General features: G+C 72.8%; 13 protein-coding genes. 11 read left to right on the forward strand and 2 right to left on the reverse strand.

Annotated features, from left to right (window positions below):
- Window positions 1-61 precede the first annotated feature (61 nt).
- Window positions 62-1,714, reverse strand: a complete 1,653-nt coding sequence (ctaD, locus tag ACIBG4_RS18355; RefSeq protein ID WP_397202754.1) for a cytochrome c oxidase subunit I — start codon at window positions 1,712-1,714, stop codon at window positions 62-64.
- A gap of 210 nt (window positions 1,715-1,924) precedes the next feature.
- Here ctaD and ACIBG4_RS18360 point away from each other — a divergent pair, with 210 nt between their 5' ends.
- Window positions 1,925-3,133, forward strand: coding sequence for an aminotransferase class I/II-fold pyridoxal phosphate-dependent enzyme (locus tag ACIBG4_RS18360; RefSeq protein ID WP_397202755.1), 1,209 nt, complete (start codon window positions 1,925-1,927; stop codon window positions 3,131-3,133).
- A gap of 27 nt (window positions 3,134-3,160) precedes the next feature.
- Here the strand turns inward: ACIBG4_RS18360 and ACIBG4_RS18365 are convergent, their stop codons facing one another.
- A complete protein-coding gene (locus tag ACIBG4_RS18365; protein WP_310711191.1) occupies window positions 3,161-3,718 on the reverse strand; it encodes a hypothetical protein in 558 nt (185 codons plus the stop codon).
- A gap of 152 nt (window positions 3,719-3,870) precedes the next feature.
- On the opposite strand from ACIBG4_RS18365, the gene ACIBG4_RS18370 reads away from it, so the two are divergent.
- The 10 genes from ACIBG4_RS18370 (at window position 3,871) to ACIBG4_RS18415 (ending at window position 16,853) form a co-directional block, all read left to right on the forward strand.
- Entirely contained in the window at window positions 3,871-5,274 is a 1,404-nt protein-coding gene (locus tag ACIBG4_RS18370; RefSeq protein WP_397202756.1) for an FAD-binding oxidoreductase, read from the forward strand.
- Between the two features lie 182 nt (window positions 5,275-5,456).
- Complete coding sequence (locus ACIBG4_RS18375) at window positions 5,457-7,823, forward strand: protein kinase (RefSeq protein ID WP_397202757.1); 2,367 nt, start codon at window positions 5,457-5,459, stop codon at window positions 7,821-7,823.
- 97 nt (window positions 7,824-7,920) lie between these two features.
- Window positions 7,921-8,550: a TetR/AcrR family transcriptional regulator gene (locus tag ACIBG4_RS18380; protein ID WP_310711195.1), complete on the forward strand. Its 630-nt coding sequence runs from the start codon at window positions 7,921-7,923 to the stop codon at window positions 8,548-8,550.
- A gap of 53 nt (window positions 8,551-8,603) precedes the next feature.
- Window positions 8,604-10,136: an acyl-CoA carboxylase subunit beta gene (locus ACIBG4_RS18385; protein WP_397202798.1), complete on the forward strand. Its 1,533-nt coding sequence runs from the start codon at window positions 8,604-8,606 to the stop codon at window positions 10,134-10,136.
- A complete protein-coding gene (locus ACIBG4_RS18390; protein WP_397202758.1) occupies window positions 10,133-12,073 on the forward strand; it encodes a biotin carboxylase N-terminal domain-containing protein in 1,941 nt (646 codons plus the stop codon). The genes ACIBG4_RS18385 and ACIBG4_RS18390 overlap by 4 nt, the downstream gene beginning before the upstream one ends.
- Complete coding sequence (locus ACIBG4_RS18395) at window positions 12,070-12,861, forward strand: enoyl-CoA hydratase-related protein (protein WP_355453620.1); 792 nt, start codon at window positions 12,070-12,072, stop codon at window positions 12,859-12,861. Before ACIBG4_RS18390 ends, ACIBG4_RS18395 begins: the two co-directional genes overlap by 4 nt.
- The gene (locus ACIBG4_RS18400; RefSeq protein WP_397202759.1) at window positions 12,861-14,582 is read left to right on the forward strand and encodes an acyclic terpene utilization AtuA family protein; all 1,722 of its coding nucleotides are present in this window, start codon (window positions 12,861-12,863) and stop codon (window positions 14,580-14,582) included. The genes ACIBG4_RS18395 and ACIBG4_RS18400 overlap by 1 nt, the downstream gene beginning before the upstream one ends.
- A 207-nt stretch (window positions 14,583-14,789) precedes the next feature.
- Window positions 14,790-15,596 (forward strand): GNAT family N-acetyltransferase, encoded by an 807-nt coding sequence (locus ACIBG4_RS18405; protein WP_397202799.1) that lies wholly within the window; start codon window positions 14,790-14,792, stop codon window positions 15,594-15,596.
- 94 nt (window positions 15,597-15,690) lie between these two features.
- Window positions 15,691-15,903 carry a hypothetical protein gene (locus ACIBG4_RS18410; RefSeq protein WP_310711199.1) on the forward strand — a complete coding sequence of 71 codons (213 nt, stop codon included), beginning with the start codon at window positions 15,691-15,693 and terminating at the stop codon, window positions 15,901-15,903.
- Between the two features lie 98 nt (window positions 15,904-16,001).
- Entirely contained in the window at window positions 16,002-16,853 is an 852-nt protein-coding gene (locus tag ACIBG4_RS18415; RefSeq protein WP_355453614.1) for a helix-turn-helix transcriptional regulator, read from the forward strand.
- Window positions 16,854-16,878: the final 25 nt, after the last annotated feature.

Raw genomic sequence — 16,878 nt, forward strand, 5'->3', positions numbered from 1 at the left:
AAAGGGCGTTGTTGAAATGTGATGTATTTAGGACAATTCAGAATAAGGGTCCGTGACCGCCCTAGCCCTGCTCTCCCTGAGGAGACCTGTGCGGGTAGTGCAGGTCGAAGGCGGGACGCTCCGACCGGATCGGCGGCATGGAGGTGAAGTTGTGCCGCGGCGGCGGGCACGAGGTGGCCCATTCGAGCGAGTTGCCGAAGCCCCACGGGTCGTCCACGGTCACGCGCGGCGCGGTGCGGGCGGTCTTCCAGACGTTGTGGAGGAACGGCAGCGTGGACAGCCCCAGCAGGAACGCGCCGAGTGACGAGATCTGGTTCAGCGTGGTGAAGCCGTCGGCGGCGCCGTAGTCGGCGTAGCGGCGGGGCATGCCGAGCACGCCCAGCCAGTGCTGGACGAGGAAGGTCGTGTGGAAGCCGACGAACAGGGTCCAGAAGTGCACCTTGCCGAGCCGGTCGTTCAGCATGCGGCCGGTCATCTTGGGCCACCAGAAGTAGAAGCCGGCGAACATCGCGAACACCACGGTGCCGAACACCACGTAGTGGAAGTGCGCGACCACGAAGTAGGTGTCACTGATGTGGAAGTCCAGCGGCGGCGAGGCCAGGATGACGCCGGTCAGCCCGCCGAGCAGGAACGTGACGAGGAAGCCGATCGCGAACAGCATCGGCGTCTGGAAACTGATGTGGCCGCGCCACATGGTGCCGATCCAGTTGAAGAACTTCACGCCGGTCGGCACGGCGATGAGGAAGGTCATGAACGAGAAGAACGGCAGCAGCACCTGGCCGGTGGGGAACATGTGGTGCGCCCACACGGTCATCGACAGGCCCGCGATGGCGATCGTCGCCCCCACCAGGCCCATGTAGCCGAACAGCGGCTTGCGGCTGAAGACGGGGATGACCTCGGTGACGATGCCGAAGAACGGCAGCGCGATGATGTAGACCTCGGGATGGCCGAAGAACCAGAACAGGTGCTGCCAGATCATGGGGCCGCCGTTCGCCCCGTCGAACACGTGTGTGCCGAGCTTGCGGTCCGACTCCAGCACGAGCAGCGCGGCGGCCAGCACGGGGAACGCCATGAGCACGAGCATGCTGGTCAGCAGGACGTTCCAGGTGAAGATCGGCATCCGGAACATCGTCATGCCCGGAGCGCGCATCCCGATGATCGTGGTGATGAAGTTGACCGACCCGAGGATCGTGCCCAGGCCCGACAGCGCGAGCCCCATGATCCACAGGTCGCCGCCCATGGTCGGCGAGTACGTCGCCGTGGACAGCGGCGTGTAGGCGAACCACCCGAAGTCGGCCGCGCCGCCCGGCGTGAAGAATCCGGCCACGGCGATGAGGCTGCCGAACAGGAACAGCCAGTACGCCACCGCGTTCAGCCGCGGGAACGCCACGTCCGGCGCGCCGATCTGCAAGGGCATCACCACGTTGGCGAACCCGGCGAACAGCGGCGTGGCGAACATGAGCAGCATCGCGGTGCCGTGCATCGTGAAGAGCTGGTTGTACTGGTGCTGGCTGACGAGCTGCATGCCCGGCTGGGCCAGCTCTGCCCTGATCACCATGGCCATGACCCCGGCCACCAGGAAGAAGGCGAACGACGTGATCAGGTAGAGGTAGCCGATGACCTTGTGGTCGGTCGTGGTCAGCCAGGAGACGATCACGGTGCCGGTACGGCGCCGCCTGACCTGGGCGATCGAGGTCTCGCGAACAGTCGTCACGACTGCTCCCTCCTGTGCGGAGTGGTGCCCTGCCTTGCCGGTCCCCCGGTGCCCCCCGATGCCCCTCCATTGCACGCCACCGATCGCTCCGCGTGAAGCCGTTCGCGCTGATTCGTCGCTGGCGGGCCGTCCACATGCCGAAACCGATTCCTGCTCCCGGAACCGCGTCTTCTATCCTTCGTATCCGACCCATCCGGAGGAGAAGATCTCGTGAACGCTCAGCGCGACTACGCCGAACTCGTCCAGCGTGGCCTCTCGCTCGACCTCACCCGCGGCAAGCCGTCCCCGCGCCAGCTGGATCTCTCCAACGACATGCTCCGCCTGCCGACGTCCTACCGCGCGGCCGACGGGACCGACGGCCGCAACTACGGCGGCCTCCAGGGCCTGCCCGAGCTGCGCCAGCTGTTCGCGCCGCTGGTCCAGGTGCCCGCCGGCCAGCTCGTCGTCGGGGGCAACTCCAGCCTCGCCCTGATGCACGACACGGTCGCGTTCGCGCTGCTCGACGCGGTGCCGGGCGCCACGCGCCGCTGGGTGGAGGAGCCGAAGGTCACGTTCCTGTGCCCCGTGCCCGGATACGACCGGCACTTCACGATCACCGAGCGGTTCGGGATCACGATGGTGCCCGTCCCGATGAACGCCGACGGCCCCGACATGGACGTGGTCGAGCGCCTGGTGGCCACCGACGCGAGCGTCAAGGGCATGTGGTGCGTGCCGAAGTACAGCAACCCGTCCGGCGCCACCTACAGCGACGAGACGGTGCGCAGGCTGGCCGCCATGCCGGCCGCCGCGCCCGACTTCCGGATCTTCTGGGACAACGCCTACGCGGTGCACCACCTCACCGACACCCCGGCGGAGCTGGCGGACCTGCTGGCGCTGGCCGCCGAGCACGGCAACGCCGACCGGGTCTTCGTCTACGCCTCCACCTCCAAGGTGACGCTGGCGGGCAGCGGCGTGTCGTTCTTCGGCTCCTCCCCGGCGAACGTCGAGTGGTTCCTGCACAACACCGGCAAGCAGTCCATCGGCCCCGACAAGCTCAACCAGCTGCGTCACGTCGAGTTCCTGCGCGACGCCGAGGGCGTGGCCGCGCACATGCGGCGCCACGCCGAGCTGGTGTGGCCGAAGTTCGAGCTGGTCGACCGGGTGCTGACCAAGGAGCTGGGCGGCCTGGCCACCTGGACCAGCCCGACCGGCGGCTACTTCGTCAGCCTGGAGGTGCCGCACGCCGCCGAGGTGGTGGCCAAGGCCAAGGCGGCGGGCATCGCGCTCACCCCGGCCGGCGCCACCCACCCGTACGGCCAGGACCCCGACGACCGCGTGATCCGCATCGCGCCCACCTTCCCGGGACTGGACGAGCTGGAGCAGGCCATCACCGGCCTCGCGGTGTGCGCGCGGCTCGTCGCCGACGAGCACGGCGCCTGACCCCCGGGTCCGCCCGGCCGGCGGGCTTCAGGCGCGACCGCCGCGCCTGAAGCCGAAGATGTAGTCGCGGGTCTCGCTCGGGTGCACCGAGACGCCGACGCCGGGCTCGAAGACCACGTTGTCGCGGGAGCAGTAACGCAGGCGCTCCCACACCTGCAGCGCCTGCTCGCGGGCGGGCGCCTCGGCCTCGTCCCGCCTGCGGGCCCCGTACGAGCCGAGCACCTGGAGCAGGCCGAACCCCCAGAACAGGCCGGTCAGGCAGAACGGGGCGAGCAGCACCTCGCCCCAGTTCGAGTCCTTGCCCATCGCGATCACCAGCGACACCACCAGGTGCACGAGGGCGGCCACGCCGAGCAGGATGTAGCCCTGGTTGCGCACCCAGGGCGCGTACTGGCGGCTGGGGAACGACATCCACACCGCGAGCTGCGTACGGCTCATCAGGTGCTTCGTGGCGCCCAGCGACACGGCGGCCGGCAGGTCGGCGATCTCGCGCTCCCCGGGAAGGCGGACGCGCCCGATCCGGTACGTGGTCCCCGCCGCCACCGCTCCCGGGACTGCGATGACCTGGTCAACCTGGGAACACACCGGACACGTCACTTCCACCCGGGCAGTCTGGCCTCAAGCCTCGATCCACGCAAACCGTAAGGTTCTTCATGTGAGACCCATAGACGCCTTGGTGAACGCGCTGCCCGCCGGCCGAGTCGTGACCGATCCCGACGTGGCCGCCTCCTACGCCCGTGACCGCACGTTCGTCGAGCCCGGCAAGCCCGTCGGCGTGGGGGGGGGGGGGCCCCCGCGCCCCCGCCGGGAGGAGCGGGCCCTGGGGCCCCCCGCGCCCCCCGCCCCCCGCCCCCCCCGCCCGCGCCGCCCGCGCGGGGGCCCCGCCACCCCGGGGGGGGGGGGGGCCCCCCCCCCCCCGCCCCGCGGGCGGCCCGACGCTGCGCTGGGCCGGCGAGCACCGCGTCCCGGTCGTCCCGCGCGGCGCCGGCTCGGGCCTGGCCGGGGCTGCCACGGCCACCGAGGGCGCGCTCGTCCTGTCGCTGGCGCGCATGACGGCCATCAGGGAGCTGTCCCCCGCCGACGAGATCGCCGTCGTGGAGCCCGGCGTGATCACCGCCGACCTGGACAGGGCGGCCCGGGAGCACGGGCTCATGTACGCGCCGGACCCGTCGTCGTACGAGATCTCCACGATCGGCGGGAACCTGGCGACCAACGCGGGCGGGCTGCGCTGCGTCAAGTACGGCGTGACGCGCGACTCCGCGCTGGGCCTGGAGGTGGTGCTGGCCGACGGCCGCGTCCTCCACACCGGCCGCCGCACGATGAAGGGCGTCACGGGCTACGACCTGACCGGGCTGTTCGTCGGCTCGGAGGGCACGCTCGGCGTCATCACCTCGGCCACGGTACGGCTGCGCCGCGCGCCCGCGGCCCCGCCGGCGACGTTCGCCGCGGAGTTCGGGTCGCTGCGCGCGGCGGGCGCGGCCGTGTCGGCCATCATGGCGGCCGGTTGCCAGCCGTCCCTGATGGAGCTGCTGGACCGGGCGACGCTGGAGGCGATCGACGACTGGCGCCACATCGGCCTGGAGCCCGGGGTGAACGCCATGCTCATCGGCCAGTCCGACGCCTCCGACGGCCAGGCCGCCGTCGAGCGCATGGAGCGGCTGTGCGTGGAGAACGGGGCGTCGTTCGTGGCCGTCTCCTCCAGCCCGCAGGAGACCGAGGAGCTGATCGGCGTGCGCCGCATGGCCTACGAGGCCAAGGAGCGGCTCGGGGCGTGCCTGGTGGAGGACGTGTGCGTGCCCCGCTCGGTGCTGCCCGAGATGATCGGCGCGATCGAGGCGGCCGCGGCCCGGCACGACGTGCGGATCTGCACGGTCGCGCACGCCGGCGACGGCAACCTGCACCCGGTGTTCATCTTCGAGCACGGCCTGGCCGAGCCGCCGGCGAGCGTGTGGGCGGCGGCCGACGAGGTCTTCACCCGGGCGCTGGAGCTCGGCGGCACGCTCACCGGCGAGCACGGGGTCGGCCTGCTCAAGCGCCGGTGGCTGGCGCTGGAGGCGGGGCCGGTCACGCGGGAGGTGCAGCACGGGATCAAGGCGGTGTTCGACCCGCTGGGCATCCTCAACCCGGGCAAGGCGATCTGAGCCGTTCATCCGATTTCCGGGCATGACGACGGGCGTGGCCCTGGCCACAATCCGTACACAAACGCTGACATGAGCCGACAAATCGTGAAAGAAAAGGCAAGGCCGGGCCACGCACCAAGCACCACGCTGGTAGCGTTCTGCCCCAGTTGTTGATAAATCATGCGTGGTCATGGGGGTTCAACGTGGATCAGTACCAGCCGTTGGCGGCGGACGACCCGCGACGGCTGGGGGCCTACGACCTCCTGGGCCGTCTCGGCGAGGGGGGTCAGGGAGTCGTCTATCTCGGCCGTAGCGACTCCGGCGAGCAGGTGGCGGTCAAGCTGCTGCACCACGCGGCGGTCGCCGACCCCGACGCCCGCACCCGCTTCCTGCGGGAGGTGGCCGTGGCCCAGCGGGTCGCCCGGTTCTGCACCGCCCCCGTGCTCCACGCCGACCTGGAGGGCAGCCGGCCGTACATCGTCAGCGAGTTCGTGCCCGGGCCGTCGCTGCGTGAGCTCGTCATCAACGAGGGGCCGCGCCGGGGGGCCGCCCTGGAGCGGCTGGCGATCAGCACCGCGACCGCGCTGGCGGCCATCCACCGGGCCGGGATCCTGCACCGCGACCTGAAGCCGGCCAACGTGCTCATGGGCCCCGAGGGCCCGGTCGTGATCGACTTCGGCATCGCGCGGGCGCTCGACTCGCCGGGCGCGACGGCCACCGGCATGGCCATGGGCACGCCGTCGTACCTCGCGCCGGAGCAGCTCAGCGGCGCCGCGGTGTCGGAGGCCGCGGACGTGTTCGCGTGGGGCGTCACCATGGTGTACGCCGCGACGGGCACGCCGGCGTTCGGCTCCGACTCCATCCCCGTGGTGATGAACCGCATCCTGCACGAGGAGCCGCAGCTCGGCGGGATGGACGGGACGCTCGGCGAGCTGGTGGCCCTGTGCCTGTCCAAGGACCCGGCGCTGCGGCCGAGCGCGGACGAGCTGATCGTGCGGCTCACCGGGCAGCCGGCGCCCAGGGCGGCGGTCGAGCCGGTCACGGGCGGGCAGGCCGTTCCGGGGGTCCAGGCCGTTCCCGGCGGGCCTCAGGCCGCCGGCCCGCACCAGACGGGCGCCCAGCTCCCCCACGTGCCGCAGCAGCCCGCGGGCCCGCACCCGAGCGGCCCGCACCCCGGCGCTCCTCAGCACGGCAGTCCTCAGCACGGTGCTCCTCAGCAGGGAGTTCCCCACCAGGGCGTTCCCCAGGCGGGCGGCCCTCAGCCCGGCGGTCCCCAGCCCGGCGGTCCCCAGCCCGGTGGCCAGCACCCCGGCGCCCCGTACCCCGCCGGAGCTCAGCAGGCGGGCGCGCAGCATCCCGGCATGCCGCAGGCGGCGCCGGGCGGTCAGCCCGGCGCGGGCGGCGGCCACCCCGCGGCGCCCGGCGGAGGCCCCCAGGGTGCCTGGCCCGGCCGGGAGGCGCCCCCCTTCGGCCACCCCGGCGCCCAGCACCCCGGAGCCGGACACCCCGGCGCCCAGCACCCCGGAGCCGGGCACCCCGGCGCCCAAGGGCCGCACGGCGGCGGGAACGGCCCGGCCGGGCCCACCCGGCGGCAGGGCGGTCCCTCCGGCCCCACCGGTCCGGGCGGGCAGAACGGACCGGACGGGGAGGGCGGTCAGGCGGCCAAGCATCGCCGCACCCTGACGTTCGCCCTCTCGGGCGCGGCCGCGGCGGCGCTCCTGGTCGTGGCCGGCGCGGTCGTCGTCCAGGCGAACGCCGACAAGCCCACCGAGGTCGTCGCCGTGGGCAGCCGCTCGCAGGTGACGCCCACCGACGGCTCGGGCGGCGGCCAGCCCCTGGAGCCGCCGGCGGACGTGATCATCCCGGAGACGGACGACACGGTCCCGCCGCCGGAGCTGGAGGAGACGAAGCCGTCGGAGACGGGAGCGGCGCAGAAGCAGCCGAGCCCGCTCCAGCCGATCCCCACCCACGTCCAGATCCCGGCCACGGTCGCGCCTCCGCAGCACACGAAGGAGACCCCGGCCGACAAGACCTCCGAGCCCGCCGCCAAGCCGACGAAGACCAAGAAGCAGCCGGACAACCAGGTGGACCCGGCCACGGAGCCCACGAGCGGCGCGGACACCGGCACGGTCGAGCCGCCTCCGGCGCAGTCCACGGCCAGGCCGACCGCGAAGCCCACGGCCCAGCCCACCGTCAAGCCCACCGTCAAGCCGACCGCCAAGCCGACGGCCGCCCCGCTCAAGCCGAACCCGTACACGCCGGCGCAGGTGTGCGGCACGGGCTACAAGGTGATCGACAGCCACGCGCTGGGCGGCAGCGCGACCGTCTACCTGCTCTACAACACGGGTGCGGGCAAGAACTGCGTGGTCACCATGTCCAAGCTCGTGTATCCGGGCAAGGTCGCGATGAACGCCGTCCTCCAGGTGAAGGGCGGGTCCAGCGGCTCGAACCCCGGCAGCTTCACCGCGTACGCGGGGCCGGTGCGCCTGGGCGCCAAGAAGCAGTGCGTCATCTGGGGCGGCTCCTGGAAGACGCTGAGCTGGAAGTCCGGCTGGAGCCACTGCGGCTGAGGACCCGCCCCGCAGCGGCATGTGAGGGAAGGCCCGCCCGCGACGGTCGTCGCGGGCGGGCCTTCCCCCTTTTCGTGGCCGGGGTTACGCTGTTGACGTGATCGTCAGGTCCGAGACGCTGACGGCCCGGGGCCGGCGCACCAGGGCCGCGCTCGTGCGGGCCGGCCGCGAGGCGTTCGACGAGCAGGGGTACGAGGCCGTGCGCGTCGACGACGTGTGCGCCAGGGCCGGCGTCTCGCACGGCACCTTCTACACGTACTTCGGGTCCAAGGAGGACCTCTTCCGCGAGGTGGCCGGCGCCGTGGTGGGCGAGATGTTCGCGGCCAGCGTGGTGGGCCCGGCGGCGCCCGGCGACCCGTACGCGCGCATCGAGGCGGCCAACCGGCTCTACCTGCGCGCCTGGTCGGCCAACTCCCGGCTGGTGCGGATGCTGGAGCAGGCCGCGGCCGAGGAGGGCCTGCGCGAGCTGCTGCTGGAGCTGCGGGAGGTGTTCGTGCGGCGCGGCGCCGACGGGCTGCGCCGCCTCCAGGAGCAGGGGCTGGCCGACCCGTCGCTCGACCCGCGGCTCACCGCCGTCATGCTGGGCGGCATGGTCGAGCACTTCGCGCGCGTCTGGCTCGACCTCGGTGAGCCCGCCGAGGAGCGCGCGGCCGTGGACCTGCTGACGAGGTTGTGGGCCCGGGCCATCGGGTTGACGCCGGCGTCGACTTCAGGGGAGGACACGTGATCACGAGCAGGATCGACCCGGCCGACCCCGAGCACGCGCGGCGGCGCGAGGCGATGCTGGCCAAGCTGGCCGAGCTGGACGCCGAGCACGCCAAGGCGGTCGCGGGCGGCGGTGAGAAGTACCGCGAGCGGCACCGCCGGCGCGGCAAGCTGCTCGCCCGCGAGCGGATCGAGCTGCTGCTCGACCCCGACTCCCCGTTCCTGGAGCTGTCGCCGCTGGCCGCCTGGGGCAGCGACTTCCCGGTGGGCGCGAGCGTCGTGACGGGGATCGGGGTGATCGAGGGCGTCGAGTGCGTGGTCTGCGCCAGCGACCCGACGGTCCGCGGCGGCGCCTCCAACCCGTGGACGCTCAGGAAGACGTTGCGCGCCTCCGACATCGCCCTGCGCAACCGCCTGCCGTACGTCAATCTCGTGGAGAGCGGCGGCGCGGACCTGCCGACGCAGAAGGAGATCTTCATCCCGGGCGGGCAGGTGTTCCGGGACCTGACGCGGCTGTCGGCCGCCGGGGTCCCGACGATCGCGCTCGTCTTCGGCAACTCCACCGCCGGCGGCGCCTACGTGCCCGGGATGAGCGACTACGTGGTGATGGTCCGCGAACGGGCGAAGGTGTTCCTGGGCGGGCCGCCGCTGGTGAAGATGGCGACCGGCGAGGAGTCCGACGACGAGTCGCTGGGCGGCGCGGAGATGCACGCCCGCGTGAGCGGCCTGGCCGACCACCTCGCCGCGGACGAGCACGACGCGCTGCGCATCGGACGGCGGATCGTCCGCTCGCTCGGCTGGCGCAAGCTCGGCGCGGCGCCACTGCCCGTGCGCGAGCCCGCCCACCCCGCCGAGGAGCTGCTCGGGATCGTGCCGGACGACCTGCGCGTGCCGTTCGACCCGCGCGAGGTGATCGCCCGGATCGTGGACGGCAGCGAGTTCGAGGAGTTCAAGCCGCTGTACGGATCGTCGCTGGTGACCGGGTGGGCGCGGCTGCACGGCTACCCCCTCGGCATTCTGGCCAACGCGCGCGGCGTGCTGTTCAGCGAGGAGGCGCAGAAGGCCACCCAGTTCATCCAGCTCGCCAACCAGACCCGCACGCCGCTGCTGTTCCTGCAGAACACCACGGGCTACATGGTCGGCAAGGAGTACGAGCAGCGCGGCATCATCAAGCACGGCGCCATGATGATCAACGCGGTGTCCAACTCGACCGTGCCGCACCTGACCGTGGTCATGGGCGCCTCGTACGGGGCCGGGAACTACGGCATGTGCGGCCGGGCGTACGAGCCGAGGTTCCTGTTCGCCTGGCCCAGCGCCAAGTCCGCGGTCATGGGGCCGGCGCAGCTCGCCGGGGTGCTGTCGATCGTCGGCCGCGCCTCCGCGCAGGCGCGCGGGCAGGTGTACGACGAGGAGGCGGACGCGGCGATGAGGGCCATGGTGGAGGCGCAGGTGGAGGCGGAGTCGCTGCCGTTCTTCCTGTCGGGGCGGCTGTACGACGACGGGGTGATCGACCCGCGCGACACCCGGACCGTGCTGGGGCTGTGCCTGTCGGCGGTCAACAGCGCGCCGGTGCCCGAGGCGGCGGGTTACGGGGTGTTCCGGCCGTGATCACGCGCCTGCTGGTGGCCAACCGGGGAGAGATCGCGCGCCGGGTGTTCCGGACCTGCCGCGCGCTGGGGATCGAGACTGTCGCAGTGTTCTCCGACGCCGACGCCTCCGCGCCGCACGTGGCCGAGGCCGACTTCGCGGTACGGCTGGCGGGCACGCGGCCCGCGGACACGTACCTGGCGATCGAGCGGATCGTGGCGGCGTGCCGGGCGTCGGGCGCCGACGCGGTCCACCCCGGGTACGGGTTCCTGTCGGAGAGCGCGGACTTCGCGCGGGCCGTGCTGGGGGCGGGGCTCGTGTGGGTGGGGCCGCCGCCGGAGGCGGTCGCCGCGATGGGGTCGAAGGTCGAGGCCAAGCGGCTGATGGCGGAGGCGGGCGTCCCGGTCCTGCCGTCGATCGTCCTGCCCGCTCCGGAGGATGCCCCGGATCCGGAGGACGCCCCGAATCCGGAGGACGCGCCGGATCCGGAGGACCGGCTGCTGCTGGAGTACCCGCTGCTGGTGAAGGCGTCGGCGGGGGGCGGCGGGCGCGGGATGCGCGTCGTGCGCTCCCCGGCCGACCTCGCCGCGCAGGCGGCGTCGGCGCGGCGGGAGGCCGAGGCGGCGTTCGGCGAGGGCACGGTGTTCGCGGAGCCGCTGCTGGAGGGCGCCCGGCACGTCGAGGTGCAGATCCTCGCCGACACCCACGGGACCGTGTGGACGCTCGGCGAGCGCGAGTGCAGCATCCAGCGCCGCCACCAGAAGGTGATCGAGGAGTGCCCGTCGCCGGGTGTCGGTGACGCGACGCGGGAGACGCTGCGCGACGCGGCCGTGCGCGCCGCCCGCGCGATCGGCTACGTCGGCGCGGGCACCGTGGAGTTCCTGGTCAGGGGCGAGCGGGTGGCGTTCCTGGAGATGAACACCCGCCTCCAGGTGGAGCACCCGGTGACCGAGCTGGTGTACGGGCTGGACCTGGTGCGGTTGCAACTGGAGGTCGCCGAGGGCGCGGCGCTGCCGGAGGAGCCGCCACGGCCGCGCGGTCATGCCGTCGAGGCCCGCCTGTACGCCGAGGACCGCGACCACCTGCCGCAGACCGGCACCCTGTGGCGCTTCGAGGTCCCGGACGGGGTCCGGGTGGACTCCGGGGTGGAGTCGGGCTCCGTGGTGCCGCCGTACTACGACGCGATGCTGGCCAAGGTGGTCGCGCACGGGGCCACGCGCGGCGAGGCGGTCAGGAGGCTGGCGGCGGCGCTGCGGCGCGCCCGGCTGCACGGCGTCACCACCAACCGGGACCTGCTGGTCGCCGTCCTGGACCATCCGGCGTTCCGCGCCGGCGACACGCACATCGGCTTCCTGGACGAGCACCGCGACGCGCTGCTGCCGCCCGGACCGCCGGAGCCGCCGCCCCTGGCCGTGCTCGCCGCCGCGCTGGCCGGCGCCGCCGCCAACCGCCGCGACGCGCGCGTCCTCGCGAGCCTGCCCGGCGGCTGGCGCAACGTCCGCTCGCAGCCGCGCGCCGCCCGCTTCGAGGAGGCGGAGGCGGTCTACGACCCGCTCCCGGACGGCGTCGTCCTCGTCTCCGCCGAGCCCGACCGGGTCGTGCTGGAGGACGGCGGCGTACGGCAGGCGTTCCGGGTGGCGTGCCACGGCGGCAAGGTCTACGTCGACTCGCCCGCCGCGCACGCCGAGCTGACACCCGTCCCGCGCCTGCCGGAGCCGGCCGAGCGGGCCGCGCCCGGCTCGCTGCTCGCGCCCATGCCGGGCACCGTTCTCCGGGTGGAGGTCAAGGAAGGGCAGCGCGTGGACAAGGGGCAGCCCGTCCTGGTGCTGGAAGCGATGAAGATGGAGCATCGGATCACCGCGCCCGCCACCGGGACCGTGTCCGCCCTGCGCGTGGCGAAGGGCGACCAGGTCGAGGCCGGGGCGGTGCTGGCGATCATCGACGAGGAGAACACATGACGCGCCTGGTCCACAGGGAGCTCGCCGGCGGCGTGGCGACGATCACGCTCGACTCTCCGCCGAACCGCAACGCGCTGTCCGTGCGGCTGCTCGGCGACCTGGAGGAACGGCTGACCTGGGCGCTGGCCGAGCCGGAGGCGCGGGTCATCGTGCTGACCGGCACCGGCCCGGTGTTCTGCTCCGGCGCCGACCTGAAGGAGCAGCGGATCGAGCCCTCCTCCGCCGCCGCCGACGCTCCGGTGACGGCGTCGTTCCCGGAGGTCCTGGCGCTCATCTGGGAGAGCCCGAAGCCGGTCGTCTGCCGGCTCAACGGCACCGCGCGGGCCGGCGGGCTCGGCCTGGTGGCCGCCTGCGACTTCGCGGTCGCGCCGCTGACGGCGTCGTTCGCGTTCACCGAGGTACGGCTCGGCGTGGTGCCCGCGATGATCTCCGTACCGGTGCTGCGCAGGCTGCAGCCGAGGGCGGCGGCCGAGTACCTGATGACCGGCGAGGTGTTCGACGCCGCCAGGGCCGTGGAGATGGGGCTGCTGTCGAAGGCCGTGCCGGCGGAGGAGCTCGACGCGGCGGTGGCGCACTACGCGGACATGCTCGTCAGGGGCGGGCCGGAGGCGCTGGCGATCACCAAGCGGCTGGTGCGCGAGGTGCCGGCGATGCCGTTCGAGGAGGGGCTGCGGCGGATGGCGGCGCTGTCGGCGCAGCGCTTCACCTCGCAGGAGGGGCAGGAGGGGATCGCCGCGTTCATGGCCAAGCGCCCGCCCTCGTGGGTCCCGGACAAGCCGGAGGCGTGATGGCGCTGCGCGTCGCCAACTGCAGCGGCTTCTACGGCGACCGGCTGTCGGCCGCGCGGGAGATGGTCGAGGGCGGGCCCATCGACGTGCTGACCGGCGACTGGCTGGCCGAGCTGACCATGCTCATCCTGGCCGGCAACCGCCTCAAGGGCCGCCCCGGCTACGCGCCGACGTTCCTGCGGCAGCTGGAGGACGTGCTGGGGCCGTGCCTGGACCGCGGCGTCCGGATCGTCGCCAACGCGGGCGGGCTCGACCCCGCCGGCTGCGCCGAGGCCGTCCACGAGCTGGCCGCCCGGCTCGGCCTGTCCCCCGACGTCGCGTACGTCACGGGGGACGACCTCACCGGCCGGCCGCTCGACCTGGTCAACGCCGACACCGGTGAGCGGCTCGACGCCGCGCCGCTGACCGCCAACGCCTACCTCGGCGGCCGGCCGATCGCCGAGGCGCTCGCGGCGGGCGCGGACGTCGTGGTGACCGGCCGCGTCACCGACGCGGCTTTGGTGACGGGCCCCGGCATCTGGCGGTACGGCTGGGGCCCGGACGACCTGGACGCGCTGGCCGGCTCGGTGGTGGCGGGACACGTGATCGAGTGCGGCTGCCAGGCCACGGGCGGCAACTACGCCTTCTTCCAGGAGGTGCCGGACCTCGCCCACTGCGGCTTCCCGATCGCCGAGCTGCACGCCGACGGCTCCTCGGTCATCACCAAGCACCCCGGCACGGGCGGGCTCGTCTCGGTGGGCACGGTCACGGCGCAGCTCGTGTACGAGATCGCCGGGCCCCGCTACCCCGGGCCGGACGTCGTGGCGCGCTTCGACACCGTCACGCTGGCGCAGGAGGGGCCGGACCGCGTCCGGATCTCGGGGGTGCGCGGCGAGCCGCCGCCGGACACGCTCAAGGTCGCGGTGACCGTCCCGGCCGGCTACCGCAACACGATGACGCTCGTCCTGACGGGCCTGGACGTCGAGGCCAAGGCCCGGGTCGCGGAGGAGGCGATCTGGGCGCGGGTGCCACGGGAGTCGTTCGACCAGGTGGACGTCACGCTCACGGACCGGGGGCTGCTGCGGATCACCGTCATGGACGCGGACCGGCGCAGGGCGGGCCGCGCCTTCTCCTCGGCCGTGGTGGAGACGGGCCTGGCCGGCTACCCGGGCTTCCACGCGCTGACGCCTCCGGGCGACGCCACGCCGTACGGCGTCTACTGGCCGGTCCTGGTGCCGGCCGGGGAGGTCCGGCCGGCCGTGTATCTCAACGGCCGTCTCCTCCAGCCGGAGCAGGAGGAACGCGCCACCGGCGGCGCCCCCGTGAGCGCTCCAGCCGACGCCCCCGTGAGCGGCCCAGCCGGCACCCCGGAAGGCCCCGGCGCGGCGACCGCGCACCGGCTCAGCGGCGGACGGCGTGTCCCCCTGGGCCGGATCATGGGCGCCCGCTCGGGCGACAAGGGCGGCAACGCGAACCTGGGCGCCTGGGTCACCACGGCCGAGCGGTACGCCTGGCTGGCCGCCACCCTCACCACGGACCGGCTGAAGGAGCTCCTGCCCGACCTGGCCCCCCACCGGATCGACCGCTACGCGTTCCCCAACCTCAACGCCCTGAACTTCGTCGTGCACGGCCTCCTCGGCCGCGGCGTGGCCGCCAGCCCGCGCATGGACCCGCAGGCCAAGGCCCTCGGCGAGGAGCTGCGCGCCCGGCTCGTGGACGTCCCCGAAGAGCTGCTCCCCTGATCCCCCGCGGGAAGCGGGCCTGATCCCCGGCGGGGAAGCGTGCCGTCGCGGCTGATGAGGCCGCCCTCGCGGGTCGTCCCACCCACATCAACCGCCACGGCACACTCCATCCTCTTATACTCCACCAGCCCCATCAGGTTGAAGGGGATAGTGCGCTACAAAAGGGTTTGAGCGGACTCTTCCGGATACGGAAGGATGCCGGGCGTGATGAGGATACGCCGCCTGACCGTGGCCGATCTGGACGCCTGCACCCGCCTGGCGACCGACCGTCAGTGGGAGCCCGAACGCCACAAGTGGTCACTGCTGTTCGAGGTCGGCGAGGTCCACGGCATCGACGCGCCCGACGGCGACGGGCTGGCGGCCGCGAACGTCCTCACCCGCTACGGCCACGACCACGCCGTGATCAGCATGGTCCTCACCGCCGCCCGCCACTCCCGCCAGGGCCTGGCCAGGAGGCTGATGGAGCACGCGCTGGAGCAGGCCGGCGACCGGACCGTCTCCCTGCACGCCACCGAGCAGGGCCGCCCGCTGTACGAGAAGCTCGGCTTCCGCACCGTGGGCCGGGTCGCCAAGCACACCGGCGTGTTCGAGGGCCGCCCGTCCGGGGTGACGCGCCCGGCCATCGAGGACGACCTCGGCGCGATCCTGGCGCTCGACGCGGAGATCTTCGGCACGGACCGGTCCCGGCTGCTGCGCCGCATGTTCGGGTTCGGGCTGCGGGTGCGGATGGCCGACGGGGGTTTCGGTCACTGCTGGCGCAACGATTCGAACGTGGTCATCGGCCCCGTCGTGGCCCGCGATCCGGCGACCGCCCAGGCGCTGATCGGGGACCTTGCTCTCGACGCCGGGGGCGAGGTGCGCATGGATCTCGACCTGGCCCAGGAGGAGCTGGTCGGCTGGGCCGTGGCCCATGGGATGGGCCGGCCCTGGCAGGTGTCGCTCATGGTCAGGGACGGCGACCTGCCGGGCGACCGGACCCGCCAGTTCCTCCCGTTCATGCAGGCCCTGGGATGAATATGGCTATTTTTCCAGAAACGATCACATATGTCCCAGCGGGCCGTACAATTGCGCGCAATTGCAGTCGTCCGTCCAGGGGGAAGGACCAGCCATGCGCATGCGGTTCCTCGGCTCGACGTCGGAGGCGGGCGCCTGCCCCACCCTGTACGAGACCGACCGCGGCACCATCGTGGTCCAAGGGCTCAGGCTCACCGACCCCGAAGCCCTCGCGGACCTGCGCGACGTGCTCGACGGCGAGGACGCGGTGGAGGTCCCCCGCGAGCTGATCACCGAGATCGCCCGCCGGGTGCTCCAGGACCCGTAACCGCGCCTCGGCCGTTTCGCCACCTTCCGCTATTGCTTCGTCACGATTGCGCCACTACCTCTGGCATGATCACCCCTGCCCGTCTAGCCTCTTGCGGCGTGACGTCCTTTCAGCAGGCGCGGATCGACCTCGGAAGCCAGCTCCGGCAGTTGCGCGAGGCCGCCCACCTGTCGGGCAAGGACCTCGCCGAGCGGCTGCGCTGGCAGCCATCGAAGGTCTCCCGCCTGGAGAACGCCAGGCAGACGGCCACCGAGGACGACGTCGTGGTCTGGGCGCAGGCCGTACAGGCCACTGCCGCGACGACGGACGACCTGATCAGGCAGGCGATCGCGCTGCTGGAGCGGCACGACGACTGGCGGCAACGGCACCGCAGCGGCCTGGCCGCCATCCAGGAGGACATCCGCGACCTGGAGGCCCGCACCCGGCTCTTCCGGGTGTTCGAGCCGAACATCGTGGTCGGCCTGCTCCAGACGGCGGAGTACTCCCGGCACGTGTTCAGCAAGGTCAAGCGCCTCTACAGCGCCCCCGACCAGATCGACGCGGCGGTCCGGGTGCGGATGCAGCGGCAGGAGATCCTCTACGACCGCGCCCGGACGTTCCGTTTCGTGCTGCCCGAGTCGGCGCTGCACACCCGGCTGGCCCCCCTCGACGTCATGCGGGGCCAGCTCGACCGGCTGCTCGCGGTCAGCACCCTGCCGAATGTCGAGTTCGGGGTCGTCCCCTATGACGCGGAGCTGCCGGCCGCCCCGATCAACGGCTTCTGGATCTACAACGACGCCATGGTGGGCGTGGCCACCCTGACCAAGGATCTCGTGCTCCGCGACCCCGAGGACGTCGCCTTCTACGTCCGCGCGTTCGATGACTTCGCCAAGGCGGCGGCCTTCGACGAGGACGGCAGGGACGTCATCATCCGTATTCTCGACGGATACCGGAAACAATCGTCGCATTGATCCTCGCAATTGCTTGCCCGCCTCC

It is taken from the genome of Nonomuraea sp. NPDC050383 (genome assembly GCF_044459125.1).
Taxonomy (GTDB): domain Bacteria; phylum Actinomycetota; class Actinomycetes; order Streptosporangiales; family Streptosporangiaceae; genus Nonomuraea.

What these genes read in the sequence shown, in the direction of transcription:
- ACIBG4_RS18385 (WP_397202798.1), top strand. Translation starts at nt 8,604, where the DNA reads ATGCTGGCCAAGCTGGCCGAGCTGGACGCCGAGCACGCCAAGGCGGTC.
- ACIBG4_RS18395 (WP_355453620.1), top strand. Translation starts at nt 12,070, where the DNA reads ATGACGCGCCTGGTCCACAGGGAGCTCGCCGGCGGCGTGGCGACGATC.
- ACIBG4_RS18410 (WP_310711199.1), top strand. Translation starts at nt 15,691, where the DNA reads ATGCGCATGCGGTTCCTCGGCTCGACGTCGGAGGCGGGCGCCTGCCCC.
- ACIBG4_RS18400 (WP_397202759.1), top strand. Translation starts at nt 12,861, where the DNA reads ATGGCGCTGCGCGTCGCCAACTGCAGCGGCTTCTACGGCGACCGGCTG.
- ACIBG4_RS18405 (WP_397202799.1), top strand. Translation starts at nt 14,790, where the DNA reads ATGAGGATACGCCGCCTGACCGTGGCCGATCTGGACGCCTGCACCCGC.